Genomic DNA, 21,068 nt, shown 5'->3' with positions numbered 1-21,068 from the left:
TTATCGTTTCTTCATGATGAAATCATCGGCTTTCCTCTTTAATTCTGACAATATGGTGACATTTTCAAAAAAAGCATATCATCAAGCAAAAATACCTGACATCTTAAGGGTCGGCAGCACGTCAAAAAACGACGAAACCGGGGCTGCGTGACCCCGGATTCCGCCGTTCCAATATAGATATATTCCGCTTTACTCGCTAATGCTCTTCAGCTCTTGGGCCAGCTGTCGCCACTGCTCTGCAGACTGTCCGCCAGCAAGAGACGTTTGCATGGCCTTCACAGCCTGCTCCAGCTGCTCCAGCAGCACATCTCTATACTGCGTCAAGGCCACGGTCGTTTGCTCGGTGTAATGACGGACCAGCTCGTGAGACCTTGAAGCAAGGAGAACGGCAATGTCCTCCTTCACTAACGGCTCAGCCTGCTCCCGCAGCTTGAGGCTGCCCTGACTTTCGAAGAAATGCCTCGGATTCTTGAACAGGCTCCAATACGGACCCCAGTCCTTCGGCTGCTGAAGCGCACTTTCCGGCAGCGTGGGAGCAGGCCACTCCAGTTCCAGGCTTACGGACAAGGCGAGACCTTCTTCAAGCTCTTTAATACGATCCAGCACACGCTGAACGGCTTTGGAGCAGAGCTTGCGCCCTGTCGCCTCCAATCTGAGCGTGGTAGCCCACAGCTCCTGATCCAGCTCCAACGCCAGTGTGCGCTGAAGATCCTTCCCGCAGGCCGCGAACGCCGCCTTCAGACTGCCGCCATCCTCGCGCAGTACCGAGGGATGGAAGGCATCCTGGAAAAAGGAACCCATGGCATAATCAAGCCGCTGACGAACGTGGAACAACAGCTCACCACATTCCTCCTGCACATCGCGCTCATAGCTGATGACTGGCAGCTCTTCCAGCATACAGACAGCTTGTGTGCGGGATTCCTCCAGTCGCTGGGCTCTCACTTTGCGGCTGTCCGCGTCCTCCTCAGCCAGTCTGGCCCACCTCTCCGCTTTCCCGGAAGCCTCTCTAATGCTGTCCAGGCCTGCCCGCAGAGACAAGCCGGGCAGCTCTTCCACGGCAAAATGATTCAGGGTCTTCTCAAATGACAGGAAGCCGGAGGATGCCAGCTTAACATCATCTGCCGCCTGCTTGGCTCTCAGGGATTCCAGACTGGAAACCGGAAAAATGCTCGGTCGGCTAATGCCGCTTCGCTTCAGATTATCCTGGACATGCTCTACCACCTGCTCCAGCTCCTCCTGTGAGGAAGCCAGATCGGCCGCGTTGACAATGAAGAACATTTTGTCCAGGGTAAAGCTGTCCTTCACCCGGCCCAGCTGCGACAGAAACTGACGGTCGGCCTTGGAAAAGGCATGATTGTAATAAGTCACATATAAAATAGCGTCCGCATTCTTGATATAGCTGAACGTGACACCGGTATGCCGCGCATGCAGGGAATCGGCCCCTGGCGTATCGACCAGCACGATACCTTGCTCTGTCAGGTCACAGCCATAGTACAGATCGATGCCTTCAACATAGCAGGACTTGGTTTCGTCGGCTACGAAGCCCCGGTATTCCTCCAGTCCCACGGTCATGATGCTGCCTAGCCGGGACTCCATGTCCTCACAGCCGGCCGCTGCTGCCTTTAGAAAACCGTAATGCGGCAGCCCTGCCGGGTGAATACCGGCGGGGGTCAGCTCCTCTGCGGCCTTGCGCCAGCTGCTCTTGGTGGGCTGCTCCAGGCCCAGAACCTGAAAGGAATAGTTCAGATCATCCCACCAGGTGTCATAGGTCTTCATTTTCACTTCCGCCGTTCCGTGCAGATGGTCAGCATTCGGTGCCAGAATGCGATTGACCGCCGCGGTGGTCGGGTGCGGCGATACCGGCAGGACGCGTTCGCCCAGCAGGGCGTTGGCGAACGAGGATTTGCCGGCGCTGAAGGCACCGAACAGCGCCATCGTGAAGGAGCCGCCCGCGAGGCTGTCCGCGCGGGCGTCCAGATCCCGCGCAGCTTGCGCCAGCGCGGGATGCGGCGCCAGCAGCGCCGAAGCAGCCCGCAGCTTCGCTGCCGCTGCTTCCAGGCGCTGGCGCCGGCCCCCGCCTTGCGGCACGCGGCGGGGCAGCCCTTCCCCCTGCGGCGGCGCAGCCGCAGGGGCGGGCTCGGCTGCGGCCTGCGGCAGCGCAGCCGGCTCGCTCACCTCCGGCAGGAGGCCGGGGGTGAGCGGCTCTGGCGGCGGCGCGAGCTGCGCAGCCGCGCCGCTGCGGGCGGCCTCCGCCTGCTGCAGCGCAGCATAGCGGGCGGCGGCCGCCGATTGCGCCGTCAGCTCTGCGTGACGGCGCGAGAGCTCGGCCACGCGGACTGAAGCTGCGTCCGCGGCGGCCTGTTTGAGGCGGTCCGCCAAGGTCAGGACCGCCTGCCGATAGCTCGCCTTGATCTGATCGGCGAGCTTCCGGCAATAGTTCAGCATATACTCTCCGGAGAGAATCGCCTGCGGCTCCACAGTCTGAAGCAGCAGCTCCGCTGTAACCTTCGGAAGCACAGAATCCAGGACCTGCTCCTGTTCTTCACCGAAAGAAGAGACGGCCTCCATGCTACTCTTCCACAGCTGGCGCAAATGGAATTCGACCTGTGAGGACACCTGCTGCTTCAGCCGCTCCAGAAGCTGCTCCTGCCGTCGCTTCTTCTCCTCGCCCGTCTTGCCACTAGAGAACAGAAAGCCGACCTTAAAGCCGCTTTTCTGGCTCTCCAGCCAGGACAAGGCCAGGTCGCGCAGCTCGGCAGGCATCAGGTTTGCATTTGCCAGCAGTGCATCTCCTTCCTTGCGGAAAGCCGTTGCCGTCTCCTCCGGCATATTCCGGGCAGATGAAAGCTCGGCCTCTTCCTCCGCAAGACGCTGATTCAGCGCCTCCAGCGCAGCTTGGCCCCCAATCTCCTCCAGCAGCGCCTCCTTCTCCTCCTGATGACTTCTCGCAAATGCCTCTCCATGAGAATGCGCGACCTGCCGTAGCGAAGAGGCTACACTGTAGTCCAGCAAGGACCGCGACTGCCCCAGGAGGCCGGCAATGACGGACTGCAGCTCCGGCCATTGATTGTAGGGATAATCATGCACCTTCAGTGAGATGCAGAGCAATCCCTGATATTGAATGTTCCACTGCCGGAACGCTTTGCGAACGTCACTCAGGTAAGACGCTAGGCTGAGCTCCTCATCACGGTGCTTGTCGATCTGATTGACAATCAGATACAGCGGCTTCCCCCAGTCCGACAGGCTCTTGGCAAACATAAGATTGCTCTCGGACTGAACATGATTGTAATCCATCACATAAAAAACAACATCGGCCAAATGCAGCGCGGAGTGAGTCGCCTTCTGATGGCCGTCGTCCGTCGAGTCCACACCTGGTGTATCCATCAGTACACCATGGCCTTGAAGCACCGGAACCTGATCCCACACCTCAATAGCACGGTAGTCGCCGCCAGCCTTGCAGTATTCAGCCAGCTCCTCGGTCGTTACCGTAATGCTCTCTTCGACGGCTCCGTCTGCCCGGTGGATCACCGCCTTGGCGTCTCCGTTTCGAATCGTTACAATATTTGCACTTGTCGGCACGGGGCCGGATGGAAGCACCTTTTTGCCGCACAGGGCATTGATCATACTGGACTTGCCTGCCGAGAAATGCCCGCAGAAGGCGAGTGTTAATTCCTTGGCTTCCTGTTTCCGTTGAAGATCCTTGGCCAGCTCCGCGGAGGATTCATCATTCCACGCCTGGAACTGCGCAATGGCTTCCTGCAGCAGGTCTGCATTGAATCCGGTTTCATGTGCTGTAGCAGCTTTCACTTGTCATTCGCTCCTCTTCCGATCCTGTCATCAGGGATGCTTGATTTCTCCATTCCTTCATTGTACCATCTTGCCGGAATATATGGAAAGAGGCCGCAGATCGGGAAGACTCCCCTGCGGCCTCGCTATTCCATGCTTTGTCCCCGGCTCTAAAGCTTACAGCGCAGCTGCGCTCTCGGTTTCCGGAATAAGAATTTCAAACACGTTTCCATGCTGCAAAATGGTCACGCCGCGGGATTTATCGCGCATGACGACAACCTCTGCCTTTTGCGACATCCGTTCCAAATAATTTTCCGGCGCTTCGCCGGAATGGCTGAAGGTTACGCCTTCAACCTCCTTCTCTTCATTCTCTTCCAGCTGGGTTTCAACCACCTGTTCAAAAATGTCAGAGAACAATTCAAAATTATCCGTGTATACCGAGATGCATTTCATGTTTAATCCCATCCTCTTTGTCTACTTTGTGCCGCCAGCCTGCTAATCCTTATTCTTCCTGACGACTGATGTTTTCATACGTTTCTTTCCTTCACGGCACAGGTCCAGCAGCGGACATACCTGGCACATCGGATTTTGCGCCTTACAATGATAACGTCCGAAAAAAATGAGCCGGTGATGCGTCAGTGTCCACTCATCCCGAGGGACGCGCTTCATCAGCTTTTTCTCGACTTCCAGCACACTGTCCTTCCAGCCAGCCAGTCCCAGCCGCTTGGACACCCGCTCCACATGCGTATCCACCGCGATGGCCGGTACACCAAAGGCATTGGATACCACAACATTCGCAGTTTTGCGGCCCACACCTGGAAGCTTGACCAGCTCATCATGAGCCTCTGGCACTTCACTTCCATACTGCTCAATCAGAATGAGGCACAGCTGGTGTATGTGCTTCGCCTTGTTACGGTACAAGCCGATCCGTCGGATGTCCTGCTCCAGCTCTTCAATCGGAACCGAGACATAATCCTGCGGGGTTTTGTATTTCTGGAACAAGTCCTTCGTCACTTTGTTCACTGTTTCATCGGTACATTGAGCAGACAGCAGCACGGCAATGGTTAGCTCGAATGCATTGTTATGATTCAGCTCGCAGTGTGCACCCGGGTACATACCGCCGATGGTATCGAGAATGTGACGTACGGTAGAATTATTCATCGCTGGTCCTCCCGCAAAAAAAAGTCTTGATGCGAGCAAATCCCGCATCAAGACGGTGTTTCTCGTGTATCCCTCAGTGATAACTATTGTTTCACGACCTCTACAACGGTGCCGTTGTTGAAATACAGTACAATATTATCATTTTCTTTCAGGGATTGCACGGACAAGTTCTGATCATTTTGGTGAACAAATACGCTACTTGACGTACGGAAGCGATATTCATCCGTTGTGTACGTCCGTTTTACATAAATTTCGCCATTTTGTGATTTCCAGAACGTTTTTGATAGAGAATCCAGAACCTTGACTTCGGTCACTCCGGTAATGTCCTTGTGAACCTCGACCCGATCATTAAGGGTGAGGCCGGCCAAGCTTGTGGACACCGCGCCACCGCGGTTCATCTTGACCCCGCCTGCTGCCGAAATGACTTGCTGCGTTCCATTGAAGCCTTTCACGGTCAGCGTGTTGGCGGCAGCATCCACAGCCATCACTTGGCCTAGCGTCAGACGAACCTCCTGGATCGAGGTTGGCGTTATGCCTGTAAACTGTACATTGACCAGACTGCCTGGCTTCAAGGCACTAAGCTGAATCGGTTGGCCGTTCTCGTCACTCATGACGGTTTTGTCAGTGTAAATAAGCTTGGACACCCCATCCTGCTTAACCGTAAGCCGGTTTAAGGAAGGCTCCACCGATCCCACCTCAAACTGAACGAAAGCCTTGGACTTCAAGCTGGCCAGCATATCCTGGTTAGCGGAAAGCTCCGCATAGACCTCGTCGCCGATTTTAATATCCGAGAGCGAGGCGGAAGCCTTACTGTACAGCTCTACCTTCGGATTCGAGAATGGCAGCTTCACGGTTTCACCGTTGTCGGTGAGAATCGTAACCGTCTTGGCGGCTGTATTGATCTCCGTCAATGTGCCCTCGTACTGATAAATGACTTCCAGGGATAGTGCGCGGTTGCCCAGATGCTTGATGTTCACCTTTCTGCCAGAACCGAGCAGACCTTCAACCGCGGACAGCGAGCTGCCGGCCGAAGACTCCAGCTTGGTCTTCTCATCCAGGATCATCACGTGCGGCTTGCCGGCGCTGTCGCTTACCATCAGCCACTTCTTGGCTGCATCATATCTCGCTACGACCGCCTGCTTCATCAGCTCGGACTGACGTCCTACGACCGTGATCTTGGTGACCTGCTCATCGCCATTAATGATCAGCTCCACCTCGTCGCCGGCCTTCTCGTCAAAGATGAGGTCATCCAGCACCGGTCTTGCAATCCCGCTGACAATCAGCTCCGGCTGAGAGGCCAGCACCTTGATTTCCAGCTGCGTGCTACCAGAACGTTTATACGTAATGAATTTCCCGTTGGGATCGGCTGAATACAGCATGGCGCTAACGGTGCGGTCAACGCTCTGGCTAATTTCAACGCTCTTCAGCACACTGTTCTCAACCGTGTAATTCACGACAGCTCCCGCCTTTAATTCAGAAGGTGTCAGCAGCTGGGTTTGGTATTTGATGATGGCTCCTTCATAGCTGTAGGTTTCTGCAGACCCCGTCGTGGTCTGCACCGTAAGCTTCTTGCCATTGAGATCCACTGACTGAATGACGCCTGTCGCTGTTTTGTTCACTACGCCATCCTTCACCGTGATCGCTACAATCTGCTTCTGTGGCGTAAAGGTTTCCCGCTGCACAGTTACTACGCTGCCCGGCACCAATGCCTTGGGGTCGGCAGGATCTATCTTGCTACCGTTTTGATCCAGGAAGAGGGTATCTTTTGTATAAGACAGAGACTCAAAGCTCGATCCCGTATCAAACCATATGACCTGGTCGGGGGACAGACGCTCAAATTTCCGTTCAAAGGATTCCAGCTGCTGCTCTTTATCCATAAGCTCGACATAAGCAGCTGCACCATCCTTCGCAATGACGGTTACCTTCGTGTAAGGCTCGATATCTCCTTGTGTAATGCGTCCGGCAGCGTCTTTCTCAAAATAGGCCGTGGAAGGCTGCAGTGAAAATGTCTGGCTCTGTCCATCGGTATAAAGGGTCACCCTGCCATCGCTCATTGAGGTGACGACGCCCTCATATTGATTCTCATACTGTTCATCTATGTAGGCCTGAGCCCGGCTAAAAAAGGTAGCCAGCTGAGCCCGGGTGACCGCTCCTTTCGGATCAAACCGATTAGCCGTCACGCCTTGGGCAAGACCCAGCTCAACGGCAGTATTGACATACCCTGCGCGGTCAGGTGAAATGCTGCCATGGTCTGCAAAGCCTGAAGCTTCCGACATGGCTGCTTGCGCATCTGCAGTACGGCCGATGGAGCGGATCAGCACCTCAGTAATCCATTCCCGGGTTGCCGTTTGAGCTCCCCAGATCATGCTGTCATCGGCATACTGCGATTCTTTCTCTTGATTGAGCAGGTTTTGCGAAAGCGCCAGGCTGACGTACGGTACAAAGTAATTATTTACTTTCATATTTGTCGGTAATGTCGCAGCCGTGCCGGTGCCTTCATTCACATTCAAATTCAAGAAACGGATTGCCATCGTCATGGCTTCCTGCTGAGTTACGGGATCATTAGGACGAAACTTGCCGTTATTACCAGTTATAATCCCTTGAGCCGCCAGTTTATAAATGTATTTTTCTCCCCAATAGCCGCTGACGACATCACTGAAAACAGGCGTCGAGAGCGCCGCGCTGACTGCTGTAGGTGCTGCAGGCTCTGCAGATACGCCAGTTCCCATAACCATAAGCCCGGCCATGACGGCGGAGACCACTTTATTGGAATGAATATTTCTTCGTTTAAATGACATTGTTGTTGCTCCTTTCATTTCTGCTATACGCGTTCTTTGACATATTCGACAGCAGAATGTGATCTCCTTCCAGCAGCTAGCGGGTTTCCGGGTTATACAGCGTCACATGTCCCATCAGGCTCTCTACCTGCTTGCCGTCGAGCAGCAGCTGAATGGTCTCCACTTCATCAAATTGAAAGTAGGTGCCCTTGAGCGCCCGAATTGCAAAATCCTCTCCTGTGGAGCCCATGCTTGCCGTATCCGGCATATGCAGATCCAGCGTCAGATCTCCATCCTCAAAAGAAAGAGAAAGGAGCTCAATGTTACTCCAGAGCGGAACCATCTCCTGAGATGTGCTCTTTTGAAGCGCATCGTATGCCGCCTGGTATTTCGTTTTTTCATCCGTATACGTAATTTTGGCTGTATCCTGCAGCAGTTCCATTAAATCAGGATCGGTGTAGTATACCTTGATCTCTTCACTTTGCTGCGCTGGCTCGGCCTCTTCCTGAGGTGTTGACGTAGCGGGAGCTTCACTGCCCCCTGTGCTTCCGCCTGCACCCTGCGTGCTGGATGGCGTCTGTGACGGCGCCGTGGTAGTGCCTTCGTTTCCGGCCTCTGCAGTCTCCTGGACAGGAGCTGCCGGCTTCTCCTCAGCAGGGACAGGTGCTGCCCCTGGTTTCTCTCCGCATGCCGTTCCTAGCAGCATAAACGCTGCCAGGAACACCGCAGACCCTATTTTTTTATTCATGAGTCCACCTCCATCTCCCCTGCATCACTATTATTTAAAATATTCATTGAGTCCGTTCACAATCGACTGCGCTACACGGTCCTGAATCCCGGAATCGTAGAGCTTGGCTTCATCCGTTTTATTCGTCAGGAACCCGACCTCCAGCAGAATGGCTGGCATCGTGGTCTCGCGGATGACGTGGAAATTCCCGTATTTCACTCCGCGGTCCTTCAATCCAACGGCATTTAACATATTTTTATGAATGACCGTCGCCAACGATTTACTGGACGAACGCTGATAGAAGGTTTCCGTTCCGGAAGCCGTGGCAGGTCCCGCATTGGCATGAATGGAGATGAAGACATCAGCCTTCAGCTTCTCGGCAATTTTCACTCGGTCACTCAGCTCCAGGAAGGTGTCATCACTGCGTGTAAGGACAACGTCGATCGTTGAGCTGTTCTCCAGCAGCTTGGCCGTTTTGAGAGCGAGACTCAGGGCAAAATCCTTTTCCTTTTTCTTCGAGACGCTGATTGCGCCAGGATCATGACCCCCGTGTCCGGCATCAATGACGACGAGCTTTTTGCTGCCTGCTCCCGGAGCAGGAACCGGCTCAGAGCTTGTATTCAGGTCCACTGTAAACAAGCCGTTAGGTTCATTATGAAGCGTATAATTTTTGGGATAATTCAGATCAATGACAATGCGAACGGTTGACGGGCTGTCGCTGTACAGCGAATACCGGACCGATTTCACATCTGGATATCCGGTTACCGTCAAGGACCCATTGTTTGTAGCGTCCAAAATATTACTCGTGCTGAATTGCTCGGAGAATGCCGCATTCTCTACATCAATGACAATCCGGTCCGGCGAGGTCAGCTTCATAATCTTGGGCTTCATCGTTCCTGTCGCCGCTACCAGCAGGCGATTGCTGCTAAAGCTGATTCCGTCAATCGTTGTCAGAGTACCGTAATCGGACTCACCCGGGTTTGAGACGCCTGACTCCGGGGTAATAAGGTATACTGCTTTCTCTTGATTGTTCCAGCTGACATTCATGCCCATCTGCTCACTCACAAACCGGATGGGTACGATTGTCGTGCCTCCGCGCAAGAGCGGTGCCTTAACCATGCTTACACGCTGACTATCAATGGATGCACTGCTGCTTCCGACCACCATCTCGACGGTTTTTCCTCCGCCTTGAACCGTAATTTTCTGTGCTGCCTGATTCCAGCCTACCGTGTAGCCCAAATTCTCGGATACGACCCGGATCGGCACCATCACGGTTCCATTGATATTTTCCACATTGACACCTTGAGACAGCTGCAGCTCATTGCCGTTCAAATAAATCTTAGCACTTAATGCGCTTGCCTCAACGCCCTTTGGAAACACCAGCATGATGATGAACAGAAACATAAAAAAACCGAACTTCTTCATCCTTCACCCCTACCATCCTATTAATCTGCCATAAAATGGCGTAGACTTCCCGGCCTGTCCGACATTACCTGACATACAATAGACGCGTCACTCGTTCTAAAGTTGCGAAAATATTTCCACTTTGCCAAAAAAATAAAGCAGCCCTAAGCAGATTGCTTAAAGGCTGCTTTACTTTATAAAGGAATAATATACCTGAAATCTACCCCTAACTTATCAAGGTGTAGGACGCTTAAGGTGTGGGACGCTTCATCGGATGCTCGAGGACAACATGTCCCATCAAACTCTCGACCTGTTCTCCATCAATAAGCAGCTGGATCGACTGAACTTCCTCAAACTGGAAAAACATATTCTCCAGTGCTTCCAGAGCGTACATCTCTCCACCAGCACCCAGATTTGCCTCAGCGGGCTTGGTGATATCCAGAACGAGCGCCCCGGCGTCAAATTCAACCTGATTCAGCGTAATGGCCTCATTCCACAATGGAACGAACTCTTCATCATCGCTCTGCTGTAGTGCATTAAAAGCTTTAGCGTATTTGTCTTCAGCGCCGCTGTACATAATTTCACCCGGGGCTTCAACGACGCCCATCAACTCAGGATCTGTGTAGTAGAGGACTACCTTTTCCTTACGCATCGGCTCCTCCTTCTTATCTCCATCTGTGACTGAGGTGCTGTTTCCGGCGGTCTGAGTACCTGCAGTTTCTTGTCCTTGATGGATTGTACCGACTTCATCTTTGACGTTGCTCTCATCGGCTCCTGCCGCTTGCTTTACCGCTCCCGTGTCTGCAGGAGGTGCTGCAGCCGGCTTGTCTCCACATCCGCTGCTCATTACCATTACAGCAGCCAGAATTGCTGCTGACCAATATTTACGTTGACTCATTGAACCGTCCCCCTTGGGAAGTACATTTACTGTACTTTAAGATATTCCTTAATTCCATCTACGATGCTTTGTGCCACCCGGTTTTGGAAATCTTCCTTGAACATCTGTGTTTCATCACCTTTATTGCTTAAGAACCCGATCTCCAGCAGTACGGCCGGCATGGATGTTTCGCGGGTCACGTGAAAATTTCCGTAAGAGACGCCACGATTCTTAAGACCTGTAGCTTTAGAAAGATGACTGTGCATAATTTTGGCAAAAGACAAGCTGGCATCCCGCGTATAAAAAGTCTCCGTTCCGTTGGCACTACTGGAATTGTTGCTATTTCCATGGATGGAAACAAAAACATCAGCCTTAAGGTTGTTAGCTATTTTTACCCGATCCTTCAGCTCCAGAAACGTGTCATTGCTTCGTGTAAGGACTACTTCGATCTGAGTTTCCTTCTCCAGGAGCTTCCCGACCTTCTGGGCAACGGCCAGATTAAAGTCCTTCTCCCAACGCTTGTTCACGCTAGGAGCACCCGGGTCTCCATCTCCGTGTCCGGCATCAATGACAACGATTTTCTTGCCGCTGCTAGCCGGCTCCGCCGGTGCTGCGGTCTGCTCTATGTTTAAGTTGAGTGTAATTAATCCATTCTGATGGGTAAGATCATACGCTTTGGACGTATGGAGGTCCAGAACGACACGCACGGTTTCCGGGGAAGCACTGAATCTGGCATAACGGATCTGCTTCACGTCGGGGTATCCTTCAAGCGGAAGGATCGTTTCCTTGCCCACTTGTTGATCCGACCCGGCAAAGGAGCTGGACAGAAAGCTTTGCGGAAGATCAACGACAATCCGGTCAGGGCTAGGAATACTAAAAACCTTAGGCGTCACTTTTCCGGATACGGCAATCAGCAGCTGGTTATCGACGAAACTGATGCCATCGACGCTTGCCAAAGCTGTGACCGGGGTCACTTCTTCTACAGGAGTGACAGCGCCGGGATTGCTTCCCACTGAACCTGCTGGGGGCGGGCTTACTTGAACGGGTTCAGTCGCGACAGGAGCCGCGCTGCTAGTCAAATATACCGCCTTGATCTGGTTGTCCCACTCAATATCCATGCCCATCTCTGTACTTACAAAGCGCAGCGGCACCAGTGTGGTCCCCCCCTGCAGCATCGGCGGGATGCTCATCTGAACCTCGATCCCGTTCACCTGAGACTGTGTCTTGCCCACATTCATATGTACCGCCGTAACGCTGTCCAGCACAGAAACGGTCTGAGTGGACTTTTCCCATTTCACTTCATAGCCTAGGTTCTCGGAAATGACTCGAATGGGGACCATAATAGAGTTGTTGACATTTAACACCTTGACTCCGGACGGTAAATTCAGCTGTTCTCCATCCAGATAAATCTTTGCACCGCTTGCCTCCGCTTTTCCTGCACTGCCTAAACTCAGCAGAAAAAGCACCAAAAACATCAGCAGACCACACTTCTTCATACTCACACCTCTACCATCCCTATGAATTTAATGAAAGCGACGAGTACCCAAAAACCGCCATATTGGCTCAGCATGCGGCATTTTCCGGCTTCACAGCGAATGTTCCGCACTATATCTATGATTTTAACAGAAAAAACTTCCATATCCTACAGCGGATATGGAAGTTTTGAAGTTTTTTAGAAAGAAATATCGAATGCTGCCGGCTTAGGCGAACAAACGGTTGTGATGTTCCTGCTCGTAGGCATCAATGGCATCAGCATGCTGCAGCGTCAGTCCGATATCATCCAGACCTTGAAGCAGGAACTGACGACGATGCTCATCGAGATCAAACTGAATCTGAAGCCCTTGATCATCGGAGAGAAGCTTGTTCTCAAGATCTACACTCAGCTGATAGCCTTCATGAGCTTCAGTACGCTGGAACAGCTCTTCAACCTGCTCTTCCGACAGCTTGATCGGCAGAATGCCATTCTTGAAGCAGTTGTTATAGAAGATATCCGCAAACGAAGGCGCGATCACAACACGGAAGCCGTAATCCATAATCGCCCAAGGGGCATGCTCCCGAGAGGAGCCGCAGCCAAAGTTCGCTCTGGAGATCAGTACGCTGGCTCCTTGATAACGCGGCTGATTCAGAGGAAAGGTTGTGATGACCTCTCCCTGCTCGTCGAAGCGCCATTCATAGAACAGAAACTGGCCAAAGCCTGTGCGCTCGATTCTTTTCAAGAACTGCTTAGGTATAATTGCATCGGTATCTACATTGACCCGGTCCACGGGTGCAACCAATCCGTTTAATTTCGTAAATGCTTCCATTGTAAACTCCCCCGTCCCTTCTTAGATAACAGCTTCTTCAGATACAAAATTCCAGTCACGGACATCAACAAAATGTCCCTTTACAGCTGCTGCAGCTGCCATTGCCGGAGATACGAGATGTGTTCTGCCGCCACGTCCCTGGCGTCCTTCAAAGTTACGGTTGGAGGTCGAGGCACAGCGCTGTCCTGGCTGAAGCACATCCGGATTCATGGCAAGGCACATACTGCATCCGGCTTCACGCCATTCAAAGCCTGCTTCTGTAAAGATTTGATCCAGGCCTTCCTTCTCAGCCTGCAGCTTCACGCGGCCGGAACCGGGAACGACAATTGCAGTGACCTGAGGTGAAACCTTGTGTCCTTTGGCTACTGCGGCGGCAGCGCGAAGGTCTTCAATCCGTCCGTTCGTGCAGGAGCCGATAAATACATAATCAATCGGAATTTCTGACATCGGTGTACCTGGCGTTAAGGCCATGTACTCAAGTGCCTTTTCGGCAGCCTTGCGCTCGTTCTCGGTTTTGAAATCTGCCGGGTTAGGTACTGCGGAGGAAATGTCTGTACCCATGCCCGGGCTGGTGCCCCAGGTTACTTGCGGGATCAGGGTCTCCACATCGAATTCAAGCACCAGGTCAAACTCGGCGCCTTCGTCAGTAACGAGCTGCTGCCAGGAAGCTACAGCACGGTCAAAGTCTGCACCTTGAGGCACATGCTGACGTCCACGCAAATATTCAAATGTCGTTTCATCCGGAGCGATCATCCCCGCACGGGCGCCGCCTTCGATGGACATATTACAAACGGTCATGCGCTCTTCCATCGACAGATCACGAATCGCTTCACCGGTGTATTCAATTACATATCCCGTCGCGAAATCCGTGCCGTATTTAGCAATTACGCCGAGAATCATATCCTTCGCGGTTACGCCAGGGTTACGGTTGCCCTTGAAGCGAACCTCCATGGTCTTTGCTTTGGCCTGCTGCAGGCACTGGGTCGCAAGCACATGTTCAACCTCACTGGTACCAATACCGAAGGCCAATGCGCCGAAAGCACCATGAGTAGACGTATGGCTGTCGCCGCACACGATGGTTTTGCCCGGATGAGTCAGACCCAGCTCCGGTCCCATAACGTGTACAACACCCTGGTCAATCGTCTCCAGATCATACAGCGTAACGCCAAAGTCCCGGCAGTTCTGAGTCAATGTGTCAATTTGCTGCTTGGAGATCGGATCACTGATATTGTAGCGGTCTTTTGTCGGAACATTGTGGTCCATTGTTGCAAAAGTCAGCTCCGGACGGCGAACCTTGCGGCCGCTCAGGCGCAGGCCTTCAAAGGCCTGGGGAGAGGTTACCTCATGCACCAGATGCAAATCAATATACAGGATGCCGGGCTTGCCTTCCTCTTGATGGATCACGTGATTGTCCCAGATTTTCTCAAACATTGTCTTTTTACTCATTCATATCACCCCATTAGTTCATTACGTCCATATTAAAGAGAGTTGGATCTCCCTTTTGCTTATACGTAATATAGCATGTTCCTCTTGATTGATCCAAGATATAAAATCTATAAAAGCAATAGGTTCCAGCTATAAACGACTCCTTGCTTTTAAATGCAATGATAAACTAATATAATTGAACTATAAATTTCATAGGTATTGCCTATAACGGAGTGATGATATGGAATTACGCCAGTTAATGTATACCCTGCAAATTGCAGCGGACAAAAATTTTTCCCGGGCCGCAGAAAAGCTTCATATCGCTCAGCCTTCACTTAGCCAGCAATTGTCCAAGCTCGAAAAAGAGCTCGGTGTACTGTTGTTTCAGCGGAATACCAGCACGGTCGAATTGACTCATGCAGGCGCCAGCTTTGTGGAGCACGCCCAAAAAATCATGGATGCCGTTGAGCAGCTTCGGCAGGAAATGTCGGATATATCCCAGCTCCGCAAAGGGAAAGTCGTCGTGGGCAGCATGCCGATCACGGGCTCACATCTGCTGCCGTGGGTACTCCCTGCTTTTCACCAGCAATACCCTGATGTCGAGATTGCATTGCTGGAGGATTCCTCTGCCAATCTCGAGAAGCTGACGGCTAGTGGAAAAACAGATCTCAGCCTGTTATCGCTGCCATTAACCGAGCCATCCTTGTCCTGGGTGCCTATTGGAGAAGAACGAATTGACCTCGCCGTGCCGATCCGCCATCCGCTGGCGGCGAGAGCGGATAAGGGCAGCCCGGTGCCCGTCGCTTTGGAGGAGCTGAAGGACGAAGCCTTCATTGTGCTCAAAAAAGGTCAAGGCTTCCGCCAGCTGACGTTCGATCTTTGCCGGAATGCCGGCTTCGAGCCGAGAGTGGTGTTCGAAAGCAATAACATCGAGACGGTCCAGTCGCTCGTTGCCGCGGGCATGGGCGTGACCCTCGTTCCCCGCTTCATCGTGAGGGCCAAGCGCAGCGAATTCATTCCTGTGTATTTGCCGCTTGCAGAGCCAGTCCCCAGCCGGACGCTGGTCATAGCGTATCGAAACGGCCGATATTTATCCAAGGCTGCGGAAGCGTTCATTGAAACCTTCAAGGAAGTCATGGGCCGCCTGGCCGAGAGCGACCGCTCCATCTGCAAGGATTAAGTCATTAAGAGGTAATGTAGGCGAAAAACCGAACTCATTCCGCCTCAGCGGCGCTATGCGGTCCAACGAACTCGAAAAACCAAGCTCGTCCCGAAACAGACCACCACCAGAGCCCAAAAAGGCGATGCCAGGGAATCTCCCTAAACATCGCCTTTTTATTAATCTTCAAGCTTCCCTGACACTCTCAAACCGTCTTCACCGCTGATCCGCCAGCGTCAATCTACAATCGCAGATTATGCTGATCCGGGCCAGACCTATCTACTTGCGCAAATTGTGCTTGTCCACCAGCCGGTTCTGGTTATCAGGAATGCGGGCCTTGTCTTCGATGGCATCGTTGCTGCCGCGGCTTCCGCCCTCGGATACACCCTCTACAAAGCTGCGGAACTGATTCTTCTGCTCCTGAATGGTTTCCTGGCTGTCCTGCTCGTTATGATCTTGATTGGCCATGGCTTCATACCTCCTTGTTGGGGAATACACATAGTATACCCGTGACCTCAAGGATGAAACGCCGGATTCAAGGTGATCAGCTCAGCTTGTACAATCCCGGTCTGCGGTCTTCAAAGACGGGAATGCGGGTCCGAACCTCATCCGTCAACGCCGGATTCAGCGCCCCCCGGAGGATACCTTCCTCTTCGCTGCCCTCCACAACGATGTCGCCCCAAGGGTCAATGATCATGGAGTGACCAAAGAAAGAAGTGTCCCCGCTTGTGCCAACCCGATTACAGGCCACAACATACATTTGATTCTCAATGGCTCGGGCCGTCAGCAGCGTTCTCCAGTGATGCAGCCGCGGATTCGGCCACTCTGCAGGAACGAACAATACCTGAGCACCCTTCAGCGCAAGCGTTCTCGACAGCTCTGGAAAACGGACATCATAGCAGATGGATGCACCGGCTGTAAATCCGGGCTGAAGATCAAACACTACCGCCTGATCTCCGGCAGACAGATGCTTCTCCTCATCCATCAGTCTGAATAAATGAATCTTGGAATACATGGCTTTCTGCTCACCTGCAGCGTCATAAACATACATCGTGTTATAGATCTGTCCGTTCTTCTTCTCCGCCACAGAGCCGCCGACGATATGCACCTGATGTCTCTTGGCAAAAGAGCTCAAAAGCTCCCTGGCCTGTCTGCCGTCCGGATCGGCCAGCTCATGAATGCGCTCCAGCGCGTAGCCTGTGTTCCACATCTCAGGCAGCACCAGAATATCTGGCTTCTGCCCCTCGGAAAGCGCAGTCTCCATCAGCTTTTTTATATGTTGAAAATTGGCGGTCGGTTCACCGATCTGAATATCAGCCTGAATCAGCGCAATGTTCACAGAAAAAACTCCTTTCGTCGTATGCTGCAATATCCTCATCATATCCCGTAAACTCTGTCGTTTCAATAGAACGCCCCAAAGCCCTCTATACAGCCCTGATAAATCGTGATAAATTTAGGTTCAAAGAAATCATGACGTACTCTTTTTGGCGCAGGAAGCAGTACAGAACCGGAGTGACTTTAACATGAATTTGAACCTTAACCCGCCATTTGAAATCCGCCCTGCTGACATCATGGCACAGCTGCCAACACAGTTTTTTGCCACGCTGGTCGGTAATGTAAGCCGTTTGACTGCTCAAGGGCATGATGTTATTAATCTCGGACAAGGCAATCCCGATCAGCCGACACCAGCTCATATCGTAGCCCGGCTAAAGGAAGCAGCCGATAATCCGCAGTATCATAAGTATTCTCCGTTTAGCGGCTACTCTTTTTTGAAGGAGGCTATTGCCAAGAGATATAAGGAGGATTACCAGGTAGACCTGGACCCCGAGACCGAGGTAGCCATCCTGTTTGGAGGCAAGACCGGGCTCGTCGAGCTGCCGCAGATTTTGCTGAATCCCGGTGAGCTTTGCCTGGTGCCCGATCCCGGTTACCCCGACTACTGGTCAGGCGTTGCTCTGGCCAGAGCCGAGATGAAATTTATGCCGCTAGTGGAGAGTAACGATTATTTACCTGATTACAGTGCCATTTCGGATAGAGACAAGGAGCGGGCTCGGCTCATGTTTTTGAATTACCCGAACAATCCGACCTCAGCGGACGCCCCGTTATCCTTTTACGAAGAAACTGTGGCATTTGCTGCACAACACGGCATTGTGGTTGCGAGTGACTTTGCATACGGTGCGATCGGCTTTGACGGTCATCGTCCCGTCAGCTTCCTGCAGGCAGAAGGCGCCAAGGATGTAGGCATTGAATTTTACACCCTCTCCAAGACCTACAACATGGCTGGCTGGAGAGTCGGATTCGCCCTCGGCAATGCGAGGATCATTTCACTGATCAATCAGCTTCAGGACCATATGTATGTCAGTCTGTTCGGAGGCATTCAGTCTGCGGCAGCCGAAGCTCTGACTGGTCCGCAGGACTGTGTGCGTGACCTGATATCGGTTTATCAATCCCGCAGAGACGCTTTTCACGACGCTCTAAAGGGAATTGGCTGGAATGCAGCCAAGCCTACTGGCTCGTTCTTCAGCTGGCTGCCGGTACCCAAGGGCTTCACCTCGGTCTCGTTTGCCAATCTTCTTCTTGAAGAAGCCCATGTCGTCATGGCACCGGGTGTTGGATTCGGAGCACATGGTGAAGGCTATGTGCGTGCCGGCCTGCTAAGCAGTGAAGAGCGCCTGCAAGAGGCCGCTGCCCGGATTGGTAAGCTGGGCGTATTCTGAGCCATTGATCTTTGAAAAGCAGAAGCCGTTGTGGTATTCTTGCTAGTAATTATAAACCGAACTCATAAACGTAATGACGGGATCAGTACGACAGGTCCGGCGCGCCCAGAGAGCGAATTCCTCAGGCTGAAAGAATTCGCCGTTTAGCCCCCTTCCGAAACCTAACCCCGAACGGCCTGCCCAGCAGGACAGCACCCTCTGTTACAGGGAAAGAGCCGGATGAGTGACCTCATCAATAAAGGTGGTACCGCGGAAGTTAAGCTTTCGTCCTTTGTCATACAAGGACGAAAGCTTTTTTTATAGCTATATCAAGGATATAGAACAACAATGAGGAAGTGATTGTAATGCCTTCACGTGTCGTCGTCAAAATCGGCAGCAGCTCCCTAACCACTCCGGAAGGCGGTTTAAATGCCGCTGCCATCCAATTTTATGCCTCCGAGCTGGCGCAGTTAACCCAAGAAGGACATGAAGTGCTTCTGGTGAGCTCCGGTGCCGTCGCCGCCGGTTTCCGCAAGATCGGCTATCCGGCCAAGCCGCGCCTGCTGCATGAGAAGCAGGCGGCCGCAGCAGTGGGCCAGGCTCTGCTCATGGAATCCTATCAGACCGCCTTTGCCGGGCATGGGCTGACAGCCGCCCAGATCCTTTTGACCCGAACGGATTTCTCCAACCGAAAACGCATGAACAACGCCAGCCTGACGATTGAAGAGCTGCTGAAGCAAGGTGTCATTCCGGTCATTAATGAGAACGACACTGTATCTGTGGACGAGCTGAAATTCGGGGACAATGATACCTTGTCCGCGCTCGTGGCCAACATGGTTCGAGCCAGGCACCTCATCATCCTGACGGATATGAACGGCTTGTATACCGCTGATCCCCGCAAGAATCCTGAAGCCGTCCGGTTTCAGGAGATTGAGGAGATTACCGAAGAGATTTATGGACTGGCTGGCGGGTCAGGCAGCAGTGTCGGTACCGGCGGGATGCGCTCGAAGCTGGATGCAGCCAAGATTGCCACCCGTGGAGGCGTTCCCGTCTTCATTGGCCGGGCAGATCAGCCCGGCGAGCTGCTTCGTGCACTGAAGGGCAACGGGAACGGCACCCGTTTTGCAACCCAGCTCTCAACCTTGCCCATGAAGAAGCAGTGGCTCGGCTTTATGTCCTCCCCTTTTGGAACCCTTATCGTGGATGATGGAGCCGAGAAAGCACTGCTCCACGGCGGGCACAGCCTGCTTCCGGTCGGTGTGAAGAGTATGGAAGGACATTTTCAGCTCGGTGATGTGGTTGAGGTAATGAACAGCCGCCGCGAACGTGTGGGCCGGGGGATTGTCAATTATGATTCCGAGCAGCTCCAGCATATTATAGGCATGTCGACCCGAGAGGTGCTCGCCGCTCTTGGCGAGGTACATCGCCTGGAAGTCATCCACCGGGATGAATGGATTACGTTAAAGTGATAGGATAAGGAATAGAAGGAGGCTTGCAGCCAATGAGTGAAGTGAGAACGAAAGCCGGTCTTGCCCAGCAGGCAGCTCCGGTACTGAATAAACTGACGACCGAACAGAAGAATCAGGCTCTGCTGAGTATGGCAGATGCCTTGATCCAGCGCTCCGCCGAAATCATTCAAGCAAACGCCGAGGATTTGCAGCGCGGGAAGGAGCAAGGAACCTCCCCCTCCCTGCTGGATCGTTTGGCTCTGGATGAGTCCCGCATCCAGGGCATTGCAGAAGGACTGCGTCAGATCGTGGAGCTTCCCGACCCCGTGGGAGACACCCTGGATACGATGGACCGCCCGAACGGCCTGTCCATCACCAAGATCCGGGTTCCAATCGGCGTCATCGGGATTGTGTACGAGGCCAGACCTAACGTGACGGTGGATGCGGCCGGGCTGTGCCTGAAGAGCGGAAACGCCGTCGTTCTCCGAGGGGGCTCTTCAGCCATCTCCTCCAACAAAAAAATCGTCGAGGTTCTTCATGACGCTATGGCAGCAACGGCTATTCCGAAGGATGCGCTGCAGCTTATTGAAGATACCGATCGCGCTTCCGTGGATGTAATGCTGAAGCTGAACGGGCTGCTGGATGTCATTATCCCGCGCGGCGGCAGCTCCTTGATCCAGAATGTTGTCATGAATGCCACCGTTCCGGTCATCGAAACCGGCGCCGGCATCTGTCATACCTATCTTGATCAATCAGCTGACCCTGTAATGGCAGAGCAAATCAGCCTCAATGCGAAGGTGCAGCGCCCTTCTGTCTGCAACTCTATGGAGACTTTGCTCGTCCACGCCGATTTTGCAGCGCAGCACCTGGCTGGCCTGCTGGAGAAGTTCCGGGAGCAGCAAGTCGAGATCCGGGGCGACGAAGCGACCAAAGGCTATGCTTCCTGGGCACTTTCAGCCTCGCCGGAGGATTATGCTACAGAGTATAATGATTATGTGCTCAATGTGAGGATCGTAAATAACCTCGATGAAGCCATTCAGCACATCGCTGACTACGGCACCAAGCACTCCGAGTGCATCGTATCCGCCTCCAGCGAGAATGCTTCCCGCTTTATCCAGGAGGTAGACGCTGCAGCGGTGTACCACAATGCTTCCACCCGCTTTACAGACGGGTTCGAATTCGGATTCGGCGCCGAAATCGGCATCAGTACCCAGAAGCTTCATGCACGCGGCCCGATGGGCCTGCCGGCGCTGACCTCCACGAAATACATCGTGAGCGGCAGCGGCCAGATCCGCCAATAAACAT

16 protein-coding genes are annotated in these 21,068 nt (G+C 53.0%); 4 read left to right on the top strand and 12 right to left on the bottom strand.

Annotation, left to right across the window (positions count from 1 at the left end):
* Window positions 1-189: 189 nt before the first annotated feature.
* The 10 genes from ACH6EH_RS00975 to leuC form a co-directional block, all read right to left on the bottom strand.
* Entirely contained in the window at window positions 190-3,807 is a 3,618-nt protein-coding gene (locus tag ACH6EH_RS00975) for a dynamin family protein (protein ID WP_397330737.1), read from the bottom strand.
* A 156-nt stretch (window positions 3,808-3,963) separates the two neighbouring features.
* On the bottom strand, window positions 3,964-4,239 hold the full coding sequence (locus ACH6EH_RS00970; RefSeq protein ID WP_138225630.1) for an NAD/NADP transhydrogenase alpha subunit: 276 nt from the start codon (window positions 4,237-4,239) through the stop codon (window positions 3,964-3,966).
* 42 nt (window positions 4,240-4,281) lie between these two features.
* Window positions 4,282-4,947 carry an endonuclease III gene (gene nth, locus ACH6EH_RS00965; RefSeq protein WP_397330736.1) on the bottom strand — a complete coding sequence of 222 codons (666 nt, stop codon included), beginning with the start codon at window positions 4,945-4,947 and terminating at the stop codon, window positions 4,282-4,284.
* 83 nt (window positions 4,948-5,030) lie between these two features.
* Window positions 5,031-7,745 (bottom strand): S-layer homology domain-containing protein, encoded by a 2,715-nt coding sequence (locus ACH6EH_RS00960; RefSeq protein WP_397330735.1) that lies wholly within the window; start codon window positions 7,743-7,745, stop codon window positions 5,031-5,033.
* Window positions 7,746-7,821: 76 nt separating this feature from the next.
* On the bottom strand, window positions 7,822-8,472 hold the full coding sequence (locus ACH6EH_RS00955) for a GerMN domain-containing protein (RefSeq protein ID WP_397330734.1): 651 nt from the start codon (window positions 8,470-8,472) through the stop codon (window positions 7,822-7,824).
* 30 nt (window positions 8,473-8,502) lie between these two features.
* Window positions 8,503-9,876 carry an N-acetylmuramoyl-L-alanine amidase family protein gene (locus ACH6EH_RS00950; RefSeq protein ID WP_397330733.1) on the bottom strand — a complete coding sequence of 458 codons (1,374 nt, stop codon included), beginning with the start codon at window positions 9,874-9,876 and terminating at the stop codon, window positions 8,503-8,505.
* A gap of 229 nt (window positions 9,877-10,105) precedes the next feature.
* On the bottom strand, window positions 10,106-10,753 hold the full coding sequence (locus ACH6EH_RS00945; protein WP_397330732.1) for a GerMN domain-containing protein: 648 nt from the start codon (window positions 10,751-10,753) through the stop codon (window positions 10,106-10,108).
* A gap of 26 nt (window positions 10,754-10,779) precedes the next feature.
* Window positions 10,780-12,228 (bottom strand): N-acetylmuramoyl-L-alanine amidase family protein, encoded by a 1,449-nt coding sequence (locus ACH6EH_RS00940; RefSeq protein WP_397330939.1) that lies wholly within the window; start codon window positions 12,226-12,228, stop codon window positions 10,780-10,782.
* A 204-nt stretch (window positions 12,229-12,432) separates the two neighbouring features.
* The gene (leuD, locus tag ACH6EH_RS00935) at window positions 12,433-13,035 is read right to left on the bottom strand and encodes a 3-isopropylmalate dehydratase small subunit (RefSeq protein ID WP_138225624.1); all 603 of its coding nucleotides are present in this window, start codon (window positions 13,033-13,035) and stop codon (window positions 12,433-12,435) included.
* A gap of 21 nt (window positions 13,036-13,056) precedes the next feature.
* Entirely contained in the window at window positions 13,057-14,481 is a 1,425-nt protein-coding gene (leuC, locus tag ACH6EH_RS00930; protein WP_138225623.1) for a 3-isopropylmalate dehydratase large subunit, read from the bottom strand.
* A gap of 220 nt (window positions 14,482-14,701) precedes the next feature.
* Here leuC and ACH6EH_RS00925 point away from each other — a divergent pair, with 220 nt between their 5' ends.
* The gene (locus ACH6EH_RS00925; RefSeq protein WP_208202830.1) at window positions 14,702-15,640 is read left to right on the top strand and encodes a LysR family transcriptional regulator; all 939 of its coding nucleotides are present in this window, start codon (window positions 14,702-14,704) and stop codon (window positions 15,638-15,640) included.
* Window positions 15,641-15,898: 258 nt separating this feature from the next.
* Here the strand turns inward: ACH6EH_RS00925 and ACH6EH_RS00920 are convergent, their stop codons facing one another.
* Together ACH6EH_RS00920 and ACH6EH_RS00915 are read right to left on the bottom strand one after the other, a co-directional pair.
* Window positions 15,899-16,087 carry a hypothetical protein gene (locus tag ACH6EH_RS00920; RefSeq protein WP_138225621.1) on the bottom strand — a complete coding sequence of 63 codons (189 nt, stop codon included), beginning with the start codon at window positions 16,085-16,087 and terminating at the stop codon, window positions 15,899-15,901.
* Between the two features lie 76 nt (window positions 16,088-16,163).
* Window positions 16,164-16,997, bottom strand: coding sequence for a carbon-nitrogen family hydrolase (locus tag ACH6EH_RS00915; protein ID WP_397330938.1), 834 nt, complete (start codon window positions 16,995-16,997; stop codon window positions 16,164-16,166).
* A 145-nt stretch (window positions 16,998-17,142) separates the two neighbouring features.
* Between ACH6EH_RS00915 and ACH6EH_RS00910 the strand changes: the two genes are divergently transcribed.
* The 3 genes from ACH6EH_RS00910 to ACH6EH_RS00900 all read left to right on the top strand — a co-directional run bounded on the left by ACH6EH_RS00910 (window position 17,143) and on the right by ACH6EH_RS00900 (window position 21,064).
* Window positions 17,143-18,336 (top strand): pyridoxal phosphate-dependent aminotransferase, encoded by a 1,194-nt coding sequence (locus tag ACH6EH_RS00910; protein WP_397330731.1) that lies wholly within the window; start codon window positions 17,143-17,145, stop codon window positions 18,334-18,336.
* A 344-nt stretch (window positions 18,337-18,680) separates the two neighbouring features.
* Window positions 18,681-19,784 carry a glutamate 5-kinase gene (gene proB, locus ACH6EH_RS00905; protein ID WP_397330730.1) on the top strand — a complete coding sequence of 368 codons (1,104 nt, stop codon included), beginning with the start codon at window positions 18,681-18,683 and terminating at the stop codon, window positions 19,782-19,784.
* A gap of 32 nt (window positions 19,785-19,816) precedes the next feature.
* A complete protein-coding gene (locus ACH6EH_RS00900; protein ID WP_397330729.1) occupies window positions 19,817-21,064 on the top strand; it encodes a glutamate-5-semialdehyde dehydrogenase in 1,248 nt (415 codons plus the stop codon).
* The last annotated feature ends 4 nt before the right edge of the window (window positions 21,065-21,068 follow it).

Source organism: Paenibacillus sp. JSM ZJ436 (assembly GCF_044383795.1).
Classification (GTDB): domain Bacteria; phylum Bacillota; class Bacilli; order Paenibacillales; family Paenibacillaceae; genus Paenibacillus_AQ; species Paenibacillus_AQ algicola.
Note: the sequence above shows the minus strand (reverse complement) of the source record. Positions and strands in the feature narration are given on the sequence as shown.

Bases quoted from the DNA above. Each gene is read 5' to 3' on its own strand.
- ACH6EH_RS00970 (WP_138225630.1), bottom strand. From the start codon at position 4,239: ATGAAATGCATCTCGGTATACACGGATAATTTTGAATTGTTCTCTGAC.
- nth (WP_397330736.1), bottom strand. From the start codon at position 4,947: ATGAATAATTCTACCGTACGTCACATTCTCGATACCATCGGCGGTATG.
- ACH6EH_RS00960 (WP_397330735.1), bottom strand. From the start codon at position 7,745: ATGTCATTTAAACGAAGAAATATTCATTCCAATAAAGTGGTCTCCGCC.
- ACH6EH_RS00955 (WP_397330734.1), bottom strand. From the start codon at position 8,472: ATGAATAAAAAAATAGGGTCTGCGGTGTTCCTGGCAGCGTTTATGCTG.
- ACH6EH_RS00950 (WP_397330733.1), bottom strand. From the start codon at position 9,876: ATGAAGAAGTTCGGTTTTTTTATGTTTCTGTTCATCATCATGCTGGTG.
- ACH6EH_RS00945 (WP_397330732.1), bottom strand. From the start codon at position 10,753: ATGAGTCAACGTAAATATTGGTCAGCAGCAATTCTGGCTGCTGTAATG.
- ACH6EH_RS00940 (WP_397330939.1), bottom strand. From the start codon at position 12,228: ATGAAGAAGTGTGGTCTGCTGATGTTTTTGGTGCTTTTTCTGCTGAGT.
- leuD (WP_138225624.1), bottom strand. From the start codon at position 13,035: ATGGAAGCATTTACGAAATTAAACGGATTGGTTGCACCCGTGGACCGG.
- leuC (WP_138225623.1), bottom strand. From the start codon at position 14,481: ATGAGTAAAAAGACAATGTTTGAGAAAATCTGGGACAATCACGTGATC.
- ACH6EH_RS00925 (WP_208202830.1), top strand. From the start codon at position 14,702: ATGGAATTACGCCAGTTAATGTATACCCTGCAAATTGCAGCGGACAAA.
- ACH6EH_RS00920 (WP_138225621.1), bottom strand. From the start codon at position 16,087: ATGGCCAATCAAGATCATAACGAGCAGGACAGCCAGGAAACCATTCAG.
- ACH6EH_RS00915 (WP_397330938.1), bottom strand. From the start codon at position 16,997: ATGAGGATATTGCAGCATACGACGAAAGGAGTTTTTTCTGTGAACATT.
- ACH6EH_RS00910 (WP_397330731.1), top strand. From the start codon at position 17,143: ATGAATTTGAACCTTAACCCGCCATTTGAAATCCGCCCTGCTGACATC.
- proB (WP_397330730.1), top strand. From the start codon at position 18,681: ATGCCTTCACGTGTCGTCGTCAAAATCGGCAGCAGCTCCCTAACCACT.
- ACH6EH_RS00900 (WP_397330729.1), top strand. From the start codon at position 19,817: ATGAGTGAAGTGAGAACGAAAGCCGGTCTTGCCCAGCAGGCAGCTCCG.